Below are 14615 nucleotides of genomic sequence, written 5' to 3' on the forward strand. Positions count from 1 at the left end.
GAGAATTCATTGGTTGCTAGAGGCTTTTGTGATGCTATAAACTATATTCATAGGAGGTTTTACGGATGTCAAAAAGAACTCATATTTGGTTAATTACCACAGATCAAATGCGTGCGGATGCACTAGGTATCGAGAACGCTTCCGTACTGACACCTGAGCTTGACAAGCTTGCTTCAGAAGGCACGCTCTTCACTGGAGCTTACTGCGCTAGTCCCGTTTGCACGCCCTCACGTTCCTCCATTTTTACTGGAAGGTACCCTCATGTCCATGGTGCTTGGAACATCGGTACCACACTAAAAGAAGACGAACTTACCTTGTGCGATCATTTAAAGACAGCGAATTATAAAACCATCGGTATAGGAAAGATGCACTTCCGTCCACAAATGAAGGGGGACTTTTCACAAGAATATGAAGATCCTGATTATCGTGACCGCGGAAGAGCTTCCGATGGAACGTACTACGGATTTGATGAGCATCATATTACTGAAGACAATTGTATCGGGGAATATATGGAGTGGCTTAGGGAACGCAACCCGGAAGTAGCAGAACGATTCAGTAAAGACCGTTTCAGAGCCTCCGATGCTCAACACGATGTGTGGGAGAGCGAAATTCCTCCGGAGCTGCATCAGACTTACTGGATTGCTGAACGGAGTATCGATGCTATCCTCGCCCACAAAACCGAGCAACCGTTATTCTTATGGTCCAGTTTCGTTGATCCGCATCATCCCTTTGACCCTCCAAAAGTTTATACGGATATGTACGCGGACATTGACATTCCATCACCAACCAGAGAAGCTGACGACGTTCATCTTCGTCCTCCACATTTGCTGCGTCAGAGTCAGGGAGGATATTGGCCTGGTGGCGGTGAGGAGCATTCTCTTGATGAAGCGCATATGAAACGGCTCACTCGAAATTATTATGCGATGATTACCTTCATTGATGAGCAGATCGGACGTATTATAAAAGCTTGGCGTCAAAAAGAAATGTACGATGATGTTGTCATCCTCTTTACCAGCGATCATGGAGAACTGCTCGGTGACCATGGACTAATTTACAAGGGACCGTGGTTTTATGAAGGGTTAACACGGATCCCGATGATCGTACGTGGTCCTGGGATTGCTTCCGGGCAACGGGTCTCTGCTTTGATGGAACATGTTGATATTGTCCCCACACTGCTTGAAGCCGCAGGTCTCAAATTCCCCTACGGAATTCAAGGCGTGTCACAGATGGAAGTGCTAGCTGGCAGGGAGTCCCATGTACGTAATTCTGCCCTTACCGCTTATATTGCTCATGATCGAGGCATAAACGCTAAGTGTTTGCGAACTACACGTTATAAGCTAGTTATCTTTGCAGGAGAGACCTACGGTGAATTATATGATCTGAAAGAGGATCCTCATGAAAACTACAATCGTTTTGAAGATCCCGATTATAGTGAAATTCGCCGTTCGATGGTAGAATTGCTCGTCAATCGAATGATTCAAGATCAGGACCCATTGCCTCAGCGCCGGAGTAGCTGGTAAATCAAAACACATGCTAAACTCCTTAATCTTTCCGTAACAGACGAAGGACAACCTGAATGTTCAGGTTGTCCTTCGTTAAGATCATTTCCCCAATTCGGATGCCTTTAGAATATGAGAAATTGGACGTCCGGCAATCAATTCGCCGTTGTTTACAAACCCTTCCTCTCGTCCCTCCAGCTCGTGAATAAGACGCTCTCTCCATTCACGTATACGCTCTAAATTATCGGTACATCCGATTGCATTAACCTTCTCTAAGGGATCGGTCACTAGGTTAAAGTACTGCTCTTCGCCTGTCTGAGAATACCATATGAATTTCTCTCTTCCATCCGTTAAAAAGTGGTGAGACTTTTCTCCATAGGCTTGCTCCCCATGAATATAAGACCGCCACACTATCTGTTCTCCCTTACACAGCGGCAACACACTTTGCCCTTCTACTGTAACTGGTATTTGGACGCCAGCAGCTTCAAGAAACGTCGGCATAATATCGCGAAGCTCTATAATGGAATCAAGCCGGGAGCCTGCAAGAAGTCCAAGCGTTTCTCCCGGATCAAACACTATGAAAGGAATCTTAGCACTTCCTTCATAAGGAAGAGATTTGCGAAAGTAACGATGATCCCCCATCATTTCACCATGATCAGAAGTAAATAGAATCAAAGTTTCATTTAAAACTCCATATTCCTGCAGCCCATTGATCAACCTCCCAATTTGGTCGTCAAGATGCGTTATTAGTGCATAATATGCGGCACGGGCACGATCCAATCTGCGCTTTGGCAAATGAGTGAACGAAGATGTTGGATCCTTAGCACTGTTTAAAGCTGCATTCTCGTCCACCCAATCTCCGACTGGAGGATCAGGAATTTCCAAATCCATGTACATATCTAGATAACATTGCGGCGGATCCAAGGGGGAATGTGGGCGAACGAAGGAGGACCATAGGAAAAATGGTTTTCCAGGGTCTCTTCTTCGTAAGAAGTCTAGCGATTCGGTTACGCACCAATTCGTTGGATGCATCGATTCCGGCAAATGCCAGGGGCGGGCAACCGTTGAGGCATTGCAATCAAGTCCTAAGTCAGTGATATCCGAATTGGCATTGGTTTGTCTTCGCAGCCACTGTAAATAATCATCTACTTGATCATAGTGTTCATCATATATGGCTTGGCTCTTGTCCCGATTGTAGTGAAGATATCCATCATGAAGCACTACATTATGAAATCCACATAGATTACGTGCAGGATACACATGCATCTTGCCAACACACTGCGTATGATAACCAGATTGAGCAAGCTCTCCGGCAATCGTATGGGCGTAATTCCATTCAACCTTATCCTGATACCCCACCCGCCCATGTGATCGTTGGCCCATTCCTGTCATGATAGCAGCCCTTGCGGGAATACAACTCGGGGTAGCTGAGTAAGCGTGTTCAAATAATATCCCTCTTGATGCAAGAGAATCCAGGTTGGGTGTCTCAACGACGGGATGTCCCATGATGCTCAGGCAATCAAAACGCATCTGATCCACTGTGATAAGCATAAGGTTGGGCCGCTTTGAGCCATTTTGATGGTCCAGATTAGTGTCAATCATAAGCTCACTCCCTTCTTATACTCCTGCGATGACGGACGGTGTTGCGATCGTGTGCCACAAATTCGCACTTATCGCCCTTGGGCCGTCATCGTCAACGAGACCGTCGAACGTAAGTAGCTCCTCTTCTAATTCAGCTATCTGTTCCACTTTCACTTCGACATAACTATTGATTCGATGAATAGCCGTCCTAATCCTCTGAAGCATACCTCCCATACGAAGATCAAAAACATCAAGACCAAACACCTTATTTTCCAGCTCCCATTGCACCCGATAGTCATCCATAAATCGAACGGCTAAATCTGATAGTTCTGGCAAAGTCACCTTGGCAAGATGAGCCAATTCCTCAACATTCCCTCGATGATAAGCATCACGTATGGAAATCCCAATTTCGCTCTTTATCGCAAGCAAGCGACACAAGCTGGCTTGTACAGAGAATAAGGATTGCCAAGGCGAATTCCGAGTAATCGCCTGTTCGAGCATTTTCGCACTTTGCTGATAATGCTTCGAATACACGCTAGGAATAACATGTCGATCGAACAAACCACACAAAATGTCTTGATAAAGCAAGTATTTAGCCGGATTGATGGAACACCCCCCCGGAACCGAATTACCTGGAACCAGGTTAGCCGCATCGAGTGCCATAAAGTCATCATAATGGCCTTGCACGCAGCTACTGAATCTTTCTTTGACATGATTCTCCACGAAACATCCCGTGTAGCACAGCTCCGCCCAAAGTTGAAGGGTAGGAAGAACCGAGAAGACGGAAGCTTCAGCACCATTATCTCCCCATGCGGTAATCAGCACTTCTTGAATTCCATGCTTAACACAGCTATCATGAGCCAGCAGACTGACTTTGCAGCTGAATTCATTGTTTGGAGCGAAGCCCATCCATTTCCAAGCACCACCTGCAAATCCAATATGATCATTCAGCTGCTTATGTTTGCGTAACATTCCGTCGTATTTCTCCTGCGTTTCCGAATAGTAATCCCAATAGATCAAGGTAACATCTTCAGGAATCAGCTTAACAATATCGGGGCTGATTGGACTTTCAGCATCGTAATATTCTCCGGAACTAGCCAGACGGAAAAACATGTCGCTCCACATCATCGTACGGAAACCATATTTCCTGGCGATTTCCATAACAGTACTAAAGTGTTTTAACATCAAGGAGGATCGATCTTGATACCCATGCTTGTCTAGATATTTACCAAGTCCCATCATATGCGCTTCGTCCATCCCAATATTTATGCGACGACTGCTTACATGGGTCGCCATGAAAGCGAACATTCGATCAATTAACTCGTAAGTTCTCGGATCATCAATGAGGAGAATGTCTTGGAAATCCACTAGCGGTGCATGTGCTTGCCATTTCAATGCTTGGCCCAGATGAGCCAGCGTCTGGATACAAGGAACTAATTCTATACCAAATAACGCGGCATACTGGTCCATCTCCCGAATTTGCTCCCCTGTATATCGACCTCTTAAATAACCGAAATAAGGATACCCCTCAAGTTCGTAGGTGTCTTCCGTATACAGTTGAACCGTTGAATATCCCATAAGCGCTAAGCGCCGAATCAATTCCTTATATCCTTCATGGTTAAGAACAGCATTTCTTGAGCAGTCTACCATGAAACCTAGCTGTTCATAAACCGACATTTCATTAATTCCAACTCTCTCACCACGACGTAAATTCTCTAGCAATCGGCTGAGTGCCCGGATCAACTGATGTTCCTGTTCATACTCAATAGTGGCCTGAATCTCATCGTAAGATATTCGAATGCCCTTCCCTTGTTTCTTACAATTTACTGGAATACCTGACCGTTCTATTCGGATACTCAATATTCCCGCTACTTCTGAAACAGCTGCTAACTGTTTCTCGGTTAACCCTGTCAAGTGAATGCTATGTATCATAGACTTTCCCCTCCTAATCTTATTATAAGTATGCGATCAGTAGCGCCGCACATTCTTGGTTCTTCTTCAAATCATTAAACGGAAGATCCGGGCTGCTTCAGCCCGGATCTTCTCTATCCATCAATTATTCAATACCTTGTTCTTTGGCCTTCGCATTTACTTCTTCTATCATTTTATCAAGACCTTTAGCCTTATAATCGTTCACAATGTTATTCCAGTAACTCTCAACGGGTTCTTTGGAAAGCATGATCTTAAGCAGATCATCATGGTCCAGCACAGTAAATTTATCCTTTGTTGGGGTGGACAAATACGTTAACCGAATGTCGTATTCTGGAACCTTCGTATTGTTCTGAATCCAATCGATATAATCGACAGCTTCTTTGCGGATCCCTTCGTTAGCGATCGTCGGGTTATCCATGTTATAGCTATCTGAAGTTTCATAAGCCACCAAATTTTTTAGAAATCTGCTAGCAGGATACTTCTCATTTAATGAACCCTTTTCAACGACAACCTTCTGCCCATTTTCGATCTTGTAATCGACACCTTCAATGCCATAAGTCAACAGGTCCTTACCTTCAGGAGACAACACATAATCATAGAGTGCCATGATGCGATCCATCTTTTTATCGTCAACCTTATTGCTGAAATAACTTTCCGACCAGTACGTTTTAAAAATAGCATGTGAGCGTTCACCATCAGGTCCAATAAGTGGCTTGAGTGCCTTTACGCTCTCCATGATATCTTTATCCGGATAAGCTGTTTTCCAGCGTTTTTCATACATATCGCTATTTAAATTTATAAAGCCGCCACCGCTTAGAAGAGCAGCTGCTTTACCTGCTACGAAATTGTCATAAGACTCTGCAGGCTTTACAAGCGCGATGTCTGGATCGATCAAACCTTTTTCGTACATATTCTTCATGTTTTGTAACGCCGGAAGTGCATTTTTCGAAAATACAGCAGGTATAAACTTACCGTCCTCTTTGATCCATTTAAAGTCACTGCCGCTTCCATCACTCGTGGCGACCGGGTTACCGTACAACCAGAAGAATCCGCCCAGCATCTTGGTAGTTGTCGTCGTAAGACCGGTAATATGCTTACCTTCCGGATCCGACTTGACGATTGCATCAAGCATAGCTTCAAACTCTTCCCAGGTCTCGGGTTCTTTTGTGATTCCAGCTTTTTGAGCAAGATCCCATCGATAGAACACCATACGATCCAGCGCGCTCCAATCGACACTCGGGAACATCCGGCGAGGAACGGTATAATACTTTCCGTCTACACCTAAACCTTTAATGTCCGGCGATTCGAAGTATTTTGCAAGGTTAGGATACTTAGAAAGATCCGGAAGTGCTTTGACAACACCTTGTTCAACCCATTTACGCTGATATTGCGTACCGACAGCGTCGATCGCGAAAATATCAGGCAATTGACCGGAAGCAGCCCACATTTGAATCTTCTGGGTATAGTCATCCCAGGTCATATTGACAGGTTTTAATGTAATGTTGAATTTTTCTAATACTTGTTTGGCGATCGGGTCTTTTTCGATGTTAGCAATTTCAGCATCCGCGTCCCAGAAACCAAGAGAAATGGTCATTGGATCCTTGTAAGGGTTGTCCGTGGAATTAGAAGAATCCGGAGATACTTCACCGTTTGATGCCGCCTGCCCTTTGTCGTTATTGCCTCCACCACAAGCCGTGAGCACCGAAGCCAATAAAGTTATGCATAATGCCAGTGTCATCATTTTCTTTCTAAGCATGCTTGAAACCTCCCTTTATACTATTTTAGGATAGAATCAATCTATTTAAAATCTTTCTTATCCTTTTATCGAACCAACCATAATGCCTTTATTAAAATGCTTCTGCAGGAACGGATAAACAACAATAATCGGAATACTCGAAACTACAATTGCTGCCATTTGAAGTGCAGGTGTGTAGACCTTCCCCGTCTGCTCCTGCTCGGCCATCGTCTGTGCCATTTGACTTAGCAAGGAATTCGAAGTAATGAGTGTCTCACGTAAATAAATCTGAAGCGGGGCCTTTGAAGCGTCACTGATAAAGATCAACGCGTACCACCATTCATTCCATCTTTCCACAGCATAGAACAAAGCAAAGGTCGCCATGAATGGGGCAGAGATCGGAATAATGATTTTGTAAAGGATGTACAGATCATTTGCCCCATCCAGCTTAGCTGACTCTTCCAGACTTTCTGGAATCGTGTTGAAATAGTTTTTCATAATGATCAGGTAAAACGTATTGAGACCGGCGGGTATGATCATGACGAGTATATTGTTTACGAATCCTAGATCTTTAACGACTAGATAAAAGGGAATTAAACCGCCATTGAAAAACATAGTGAACAAGATCAAACTAAGCATTATGTTTCTTCCCGGCATGCCCCGCTTGGATAATGCGTATGCTCCCGCTACAGAGATCGTCATGCTGAACAACACGCCAACCGCCGTTACGATGACAGAATTTAAAATCGAAGTCCAAAACTTCATATCCTGAAGCAACAGCTTGTATGCCGACAGGTCAAACGAAAGCGGAAAAATATAAAAGTCGCTTTTACTAATCGCTTCGAACTTTGCAACTGAGATAATAAGAACATTATAGAAGGGAAAAAATGTTACTAGTGCTAGAAGCCCCAGAACCACGAATGCGACGATATCGAAGACACTCCATTTTTTTCTCTTTTTAACCGTTGTGTCGGTCACTTGCTTCTCCCCTTTTCCTGCCAAATTAATACAGTCCTTCCTCGCCCATCTTCTTAGCGAACGTATTGGCCGCCCATAAAAGGATTAGGCTGATAATGGACTTGACGACACCCACGGCGGTCATATATCCAAAGTCGCCTCCAATCGTGAATGAAGTCCGATAAATGTATGTATCGATCGTGTCGGCAACCGAATATACCGGTGAACTATACAGATTGAATATTTGCTCGAAGCTCGAACCTTGCGTCAATAATTGTCCAACTTGAAGAATTAACAAAACTGCGACGGTACTCTTCAAGCCCGGCCATGCGATGTTTAGCAGACGGCGAAACCGGTTCGCTCCGTCCACTTCCGCCGCTTCAAACAGCTCAGGATTGATCCCTGCAAGCGCCGCTAAGTAAATGATTGAATCCCAACCGATCTCTCGCCACACATGTGTGATATACAGAACGGGTCTAAATGCACTTTCATCTACAAGCGGAGAATTTGGATCCCCGCCAAACAACATGATGATCTGGTTATAAATCCCGTCCTTGCTTAAAATATTGATGATAATCCCTGACAGCACAACCCACGAAATAAAATGTGGAAACGTCAGGATCGTCTGAAAAAACCGCTTCATTTTTGTCCTGGAAAACTCATATAAAACAATCGCCAGGATAATGGGCATCGGAAAATGAGTGATCAGCTTCATCAAGCTGATAATGACCGTATTCCAAAATGCCCTGCGAAAATCGGGGTCGGTCAACAGCGTTTGAAAATTCTCTAAGCCAATCCAGGGACTTCCCAGGATCCCCTTACTGTAATCAAAGGATTTGAATGCTAACGTTACACCGTACATGGGAGCATAGCTGAAGAGGGCGTACCAGATTAACACCGGTAGAACCATGAGGTAAAAATACTTGTACTGTAAAATCGTTTTTCCTAGGCTTTGCTTAGGAGTACGAGTCTTTAAGCTTCGCTTAGGCGTACGAGCGGTTACAGAATCAGCCAATCTTCTCCCCACCTTTCTGTATGAGATTGTTTATGCTTGTAAGCGGTTTATATGGTAAATTATATCGGGAGTGTAAATTCTCTTGTATAGAGGATACAACTCCGGTCATGTGGATTTTTCACACCTTTGTGAGTGACCTTCCTGTGACACGTAATATCGGACATAGTGAGCGTAAGATAGTCCATACCCCCCTTGATCCACAATCGCTAGGATAAATCTAAGAGCTCCATATAGAAAGGGGGATTCACTTATGCGTTCAGTGATTATTGCAGATGATGAGAAGTGGATTGTAGAGGGAATTAAAGCAGGAGTGAATTGGAAGAAATACGGCTTTGAAGTGATCGACGATGCCGAAAACGGGCAAGAAGCCCTGCAATTAATTCAATCGCTTCGCCCCACCCTTGTTCTAACAGATATTAAAATGCCTGTAATGAATGGGCTAGAGCTCATTCAACGTGGCAAAGCCATCGCACCTGATACAATTTTCATCGTACTCAGCGGACATGCAGAGTTCGCTTATGCACAAAAAGCGATGAATTATGGTACGTTCGGATACTGCCTGAAACCTTTTGAAATCGAAGAAATTGAAGGAATGCTTAACCGAATAGCCCAGCAACACGAATCGAAGGTGGCTAAAGAAATCCCTGTCCATGACTTCGAACTATATGAAGCGGTTTGTTCCGGAGATCTTGAACGAATTAGCTTATGGTTGGACGAGAAGCGAATACCCTTGTCGGAAGATCGCCCTCATATCCCCATTGTTATCCAAGGGTTAAGTTCGCCCGCAGATGTCGGGCAATTCTCTTCCTTGGTCTTCCCGATGAGCCGCCGACGTTATGGTTACTTATTGGAAGAGTGCCAATACGAAGTCTTCCTTCGGGGTCTTGAACATACAGAGGTTGTACAAGAATGCGGGGTCGGGATCGGTCCTCCTATTTCGGATATACATCAACTGGATGCGGCTTTAGAATCCGCTTCTCATGCTGCTTTCAGTATGTTCGCAACGGGGATGCCTGGGTGTTATCGGGTGAATCCACAACAGGAAATACCGATCGACGAGAAGCTCAAAGAGATCTCCCGGATTCTTCATAATAAAGACCGGCTCGGTTTTATAGCAGCCATGGAATCGATAAAGAAATTATTCAAAGAGGGAACGTTCACCATTAAAGAAGCCTATTTGCTCTACACATCCATCCTCTACTTATTTCCTCGGGAAGGGACTCGGGTTAACGGCCGTTTTTTTGAAGGATATGAACAGCTCTATTATCGATACGGTACGGCTGAAGCTATGATCGATGATTTGATTCTTATGACACTTGATATTTTTATGAACAGAAACGAAACTGATATTTCACGAATTTCAAACCACAAAGTCAAAGAAATCATGTTGTACATCCGCAACCACTTCAATCAAGAAATTTCGATTCAGCATTTAGCCAATCAGTTCTTCTTAAGTCCAAATTACTTATGCCAACTATTCAAGAAAGAAGTCGGCGAGACCATCATCGAACATATCAGTCGTTTAAGAATTGAATACGCTTGTAAAATGCTGGTCGAGACCGACCTTTCCATTTACCAAATCGGTGAGAAATGCGGTTTTCAGGATTATTTCTACTTCACACGAATTTTTAAGCGGCATCTCAAAATGACACCTACGCAATATAGGGAACAAAGCAATGAAGACATTTAAGAGATTATCCATCCGTACTCAGGTTCTGTTATTTGGTTTATTTATTGTTGCCATTATCCCAATCATCGTTTCACGAGTCTACCAACTATCAAGCGAGACCATCATTAATCAAAATACGCAATACAATACGGAGCTGGTCTCCCTTCTCAAGCAACGGATTTCTAACAACTATGCCAACGTTTCTTCCATGATGATGAATGTAGGATACGATTCGACCGTCCAAAAGTTCCTAGTCGAGAATGATAAGCTTCGAGGCTACGACCTATCCCAAAAGGTAGAGGGACTATTGAGTATCGCGCGAAATATGAATACGGACATTTTAGATATTATTGTTATCGGCAGCTCTAACACACGTATTTCCTTAGCGGGAAGAACCAAATATGCCGTCGATCTTATGAAGACGGCTGGGGATGATGGAATCGTTCATTATCGCGGATACAGTCCTCCAGACAAGGTCATTGACAAGAGAAAATTACTGTTCGGGATGAACATCTTTGCTTCAGGTGACACGTCCCTATATGGCGAAAAAATCGGCTACATCGCAGTTATTGTGGATATGAAGGCTATTCAAACTGAAATTTCAGAGTACCCTCGATTAGTCGGAACCAGCTTTTTTATGATGGATGATAAAGGGCTGATCTACTCAAATAGTGATGAGCCGGAGGACATGCTCCAGCAGTTTCAAACTCGGGCAACTGGAAGGGATGGAGAGTCAATCGTCGAAACAGTTAACGGAAAGAATTATGCAATTCAGTCCTTTATCTTACCGGAGATCTCTGGAAAAATTATAACCGCTGTTCCTGTCCATAATTTAATGAAAGAACTGGAGAAATTAAAGAAGGTCAGCTATGCTCTTCTAGCATTAATCTTATTGGTCGTCTCTATTCCCTACTCTGTACTCATGATGAATCTCTTAAGACCGTTGTCTAGGCTTATGCGCTATATGAATCAATTAAAAGGCGGAAGTCTAGGAATATTGAACAACAAGGTCGATTTAAAAGGCTATGCTGAAATTGAAATCATCTCTCGACAGTTCAATGATATGACAACGCGGATTCACGATTTGACGGACCAATTAATCGATGCAAACACCCAGCTTTACCAGACAGATCTGGAAAAGCAACGTGCCGAATACTCGTATTTGCAAAGTCAAATTAATCCCCATTTCTTAAGCAATACTTTAGATACAATCAAAGGCGTTGCGATCGTAAAAGGAAATCGGGAAATCTACGAAATGACTACCGCCTTAAGCACAATGCTCAAGTACAGCATCAAAGGCAAGGAGGAGGTAACTCTTGGGGAAGAGCTGAAAATCGCAGAATCTTGTGTGAGGATTTACCAAGGCCGTTTCCCTGACAAATTCAGTTACAAGCTGTTCTGTCCACAGGAATGGTTACACATTCCCGTACCTAAAATGATCCTTCAACCTATTGTCGAAAATGCGCTTGGTCATGGACTTGAGGCTCAAGGTCAGGGAGTCTTGCTGATCACAGTAGAGAAAAGCGAAGCGGGACTGCTTGAAATCGCTGTAGAAGATAATGGTGTAGGCATCGTTGCTGCGAGACTGGAACAGCTAACCGAGCTGCTGGCTGGAAAGAACATAGAATCCGGTGATCATATCGGGCTCCTAAACGTCAACAACCGTCTAAATCTTAAGTACGGTGATCCCTGCGGCGTTCTGCTGTACAGTAAGGAAGGTAGCGGGACGAAAACCGTTTTGAGACTTCCCGGGGCTTTAATTGATCAGCAAGAAGCCAGAGAATAAAAAAGGAGGTTGCCCATTCAGGGGCAGCCTCCTTCTCAGTTGTCTTTCTTTCCTCATTCAAAGGGACAACGCTAAGCATCCTGTGAGGATGAGCTCGCATACTCTTTCGCATGATAGGGTCCACCTTCCATAAGTACCGTCCATAATGGATCGATATCACAGTCCATGGAGCTCATCATGTTGTCATGCCATTCATTCAACAGATAGACAGCCTTCATACAAATGTCTTTACGCACTTCGGCGAGATTATGTTGTTCGTAAGGATCATGCTTCAAATCAAACAACATTTCTTTCGGAAATCCATGGTGTCCGTCATGATAGGTGCGTATATATAACCAATCCTCAAATCGGATGCTGCGTTGACACACATGCGCGCATTGTGAGATTACGAGATACTCACGCCCTCCTGATTGTCCCTCCAGAATGGTATCAGCATAACTTTCACCATCCCAAGAAGGAGCCCCTTTCAAATTCAGAAGGCTTGCTAATGTCGGTCCGAGATCAAGGTGATAATGTAGCCCATCCTCCACTATTCCCTTCTTGCCGCCTGGCCAGCGAATAATCATCGGAATGCGGCAAGTCGCCTCGTCTGCCGTGCCGTGCTCGGAGTAAATCCCTAGCTCGCCCAGGCTCTCTCCGTGATCCGCTGAGATCAAGATAGCCGTATCTTCCATCACGCCAAGTTCTCTGAGCTTAGAAAATACTTTCCCGAGATGCTCGTCCAGATACTTAACTCCAGCATCATAGTTGTCAAAGATAACTCGCAGGTCATCACGATTCTCTATCTCCAGATGATGCCTAAAATGCTGATGATAATGCGATTTCGCGAGTGCATTCATATCTTCAATACTATGCTGCCCCTTTTTACTCCGGTGAAGCTCAAACACGTCTTCCGTGATCCAATCAGGTAAAGGCTCCTTCTCGAACGGATTACCGTAGCTCTCGGGTGTACGATAAGGCGTATGAGGATCCCAGAAATTCAGGTGCAGAAACCAATTTTCGGACTCCCCATTATTCTCAAGCCATTTAAGTGCCACAGGAAGCACCTGCTCTGCCGTCTCATGCCCCCTTCCACCAACATTGAACACTTCTTGAAAACCGGCATTAAAGGTCCAGGCCGAGTGCCGTTCGGCGAAGGTGCTAATCGACGCGGTTTTCATGGCTGCTTGCCTTAATATAGCGGGAAGACTCTCCATTCCCAGCCGGTCATTAAATTCGCGTTTCGCCCCTTCTCTACGCATATCAGCAGCGGTCCCGCCATGTCCTACAATCCCATTATGAATGCCAAATCGTCCCGACATTAAAGCAGAACGGGACGGTAGACACGGCGCATCTGAACAATAGTAGTTGGTAAAGGTGACACCTTCTTTAGCGATTGAATCGATATTCGGGGAGGTATTCCGATGATAGCCATAACATCCCAGATGGTCCGGGCGAAGCGAATCCAAATCCAAATACAAGATTCTCATGAGTTATAACCTGCCTTTCCTTTTAATCGAAATGGTTACGCATCGATTCGGGCAGTTCAGAATGATCTGCTCATGCTTATAGAGTAAATGAATATGGAAAGCTCCGCTATGGAGTAGCGATGTTTGTTTTTGTATATTCGATACTTTTTCGGTACTCTGCCGGACCCCTGCCGTATTCGCCACGAAATACCTTACTGAAATGCGAAGCATCATAATAACCACATCTCTGGGAGATATGCTCGATGGTATAATCCGTATACTCCAACATTTGTTTAGCTTGCTGCAGCCGTAATTTTCGTAACATTTGCATAGGTGTCAATTTATATATTTTCTGAAACGCCCGGCTAAAATAAACAGGATTCATATGATATAGCTTGGAAAGCTCCTCTCTACTAATCTCCTGATCAAGTCTCTCCTCCATATATTTCAACGCCTCGTTAAAGCGGTCCGTGACATAGGGATCTCGTGATGAGCGGCGCCCGCCAAGCTTGGTGCTCTCCATAATTTCATAAAGGAGGAGAAATGCCAATGAACCGACCTGAACATTTCTGAAATCATCCTCCTCCTGCAACCACAGGCTTCGCAGCTCGTCAAACCTTCGCTCATATTCGCTTTGATCCCGAATCCGAATCACCTTGCCTAGCGGGAATAACTTGAAGAAGTCATCTCCGTCTCGCACCTTTACGTTAATATTAAACAGATAATGTACGCCTTCCATTTTGGAGATCACATTAAATGGCTCGTTAGGACGGTGGATCATCACGTCTCCGGCAGAAGCAACATATTCTCCCTCGGAGGATGTCGTCAATACCTCACCTTTTTGGATATAAGAGACGGTATAACAAGACTGGACGTAATCGAATAAGACCCGCTTCTGATATTGAATTTTTATGACGTCCAGCACGGTGATATCAAACTGACTATGAATGATAGAGGACAAAGAAGTTCCTCCTTCTAATGTAGTAGTCTTTA

General features: G+C 44.2%; 10 protein-coding genes. 3 read left to right on the plus strand and 7 right to left on the minus strand.

The features are described 5' to 3' along the window. Positions 1–65 precede the first annotated feature (65 nt). Complete coding sequence (locus NST34_RS18595; RefSeq protein ID WP_341128515.1) at positions 66–1520, plus strand: sulfatase family protein; 1455 nt, start codon at positions 66–68, stop codon at positions 1518–1520. Positions 1521–1601: 81 nt separating this feature from the next. On the opposite strand, the gene NST34_RS18600 is transcribed toward NST34_RS18595, so the two are convergent. The 5 genes from NST34_RS18600 to NST34_RS18620 all read right to left on the minus strand — a co-directional run bounded on the left by NST34_RS18600 (position 1602) and on the right by NST34_RS18620 (position 8719). Beyond that, positions 1602–3101 (minus strand): arylsulfatase, encoded by a 1500-nt coding sequence (locus NST34_RS18600; RefSeq protein ID WP_076298791.1) that lies wholly within the window; start codon positions 3099–3101, stop codon positions 1602–1604. 15 nt (positions 3102–3116) lie between these two features. Then, entirely contained in the window at positions 3117–5012 is a 1896-nt protein-coding gene (locus tag NST34_RS18605) for a family 20 glycosylhydrolase (protein WP_341128516.1), read from the minus strand. Between the two features lie 124 nt (positions 5013–5136). Next, a complete protein-coding gene (locus tag NST34_RS18610) occupies positions 5137–6768 on the minus strand; it encodes an extracellular solute-binding protein (RefSeq protein WP_341128517.1) in 1632 nt (543 codons plus the stop codon). A gap of 57 nt (positions 6769–6825) precedes the next feature. Then, positions 6826–7749: a carbohydrate ABC transporter permease gene (locus NST34_RS18615; RefSeq protein WP_256716246.1), complete on the minus strand. Its 924-nt coding sequence runs from the start codon at positions 7747–7749 to the stop codon at positions 6826–6828. Position 7750: 1 nt separating this feature from the next. After that, positions 7751–8719, minus strand: a complete 969-nt coding sequence (locus NST34_RS18620; protein ID WP_341128518.1) for an ABC transporter permease — start codon at positions 8717–8719, stop codon at positions 7751–7753. A 250-nt stretch (positions 8720–8969) separates the two neighbouring features. Here NST34_RS18620 and NST34_RS18625 point away from each other — a divergent pair, with 250 nt between their 5' ends. Further along, positions 8970–10409 carry a response regulator gene (locus NST34_RS18625; RefSeq protein WP_076298787.1) on the plus strand — a complete coding sequence of 480 codons (1440 nt, stop codon included), beginning with the start codon at positions 8970–8972 and terminating at the stop codon, positions 10407–10409. Then, positions 10396–12174 (plus strand): cache domain-containing sensor histidine kinase, encoded by a 1779-nt coding sequence (locus tag NST34_RS18630; RefSeq protein WP_341128519.1) that lies wholly within the window; start codon positions 10396–10398, stop codon positions 12172–12174. The genes NST34_RS18625 and NST34_RS18630 overlap by 14 nt, the downstream gene beginning before the upstream one ends. Before the next feature lie 71 nt (positions 12175–12245). On the opposite strand, the gene NST34_RS18635 is transcribed toward NST34_RS18630, so the two are convergent. Both NST34_RS18635 and NST34_RS18640 read right to left on the minus strand, forming a co-directional pair. After that, entirely contained in the window at positions 12246–13643 is a 1398-nt protein-coding gene (locus NST34_RS18635; protein WP_341128520.1) for a sulfatase, read from the minus strand. 106 nt (positions 13644–13749) lie between these two features. Next, positions 13750–14583 carry an AraC family transcriptional regulator gene (locus tag NST34_RS18640; protein WP_341128521.1) on the minus strand — a complete coding sequence of 278 codons (834 nt, stop codon included), beginning with the start codon at positions 14581–14583 and terminating at the stop codon, positions 13750–13752. Positions 14584–14615: the final 32 nt, after the last annotated feature.

Source organism: Paenibacillus sp. FSL H7-0714, assembly GCF_038003765.1.
GTDB lineage: Bacteria > Bacillota > Bacilli > Paenibacillales > Paenibacillaceae > Paenibacillus_AQ.

Bases quoted from the DNA above. Each gene is read 5' to 3' on its own strand.
- NST34_RS18595 (WP_341128515.1), top strand. From the start codon at position 66: ATGTCAAAAAGAACTCATATTTGGTTAATTACCACAGATCAAATGCGT.
- NST34_RS18600 (WP_076298791.1), bottom strand. From the start codon at position 3,101: ATGATTGACACTAATCTGGACCATCAAAATGGCTCAAAGCGGCCCAAC.
- NST34_RS18605 (WP_341128516.1), bottom strand. From the start codon at position 5,012: ATGATACATAGCATTCACTTGACAGGGTTAACCGAGAAACAGTTAGCA.
- NST34_RS18610 (WP_341128517.1), bottom strand. From the start codon at position 6,768: ATGCTTAGAAAGAAAATGATGACACTGGCATTATGCATAACTTTATTG.
- NST34_RS18625 (WP_076298787.1), top strand. From the start codon at position 8,970: ATGCGTTCAGTGATTATTGCAGATGATGAGAAGTGGATTGTAGAGGGA.
- NST34_RS18630 (WP_341128519.1), top strand. From the start codon at position 10,396: ATGAAGACATTTAAGAGATTATCCATCCGTACTCAGGTTCTGTTATTT.
- NST34_RS18635 (WP_341128520.1), bottom strand. From the start codon at position 13,643: ATGAGAATCTTGTATTTGGATTTGGATTCGCTTCGCCCGGACCATCTG.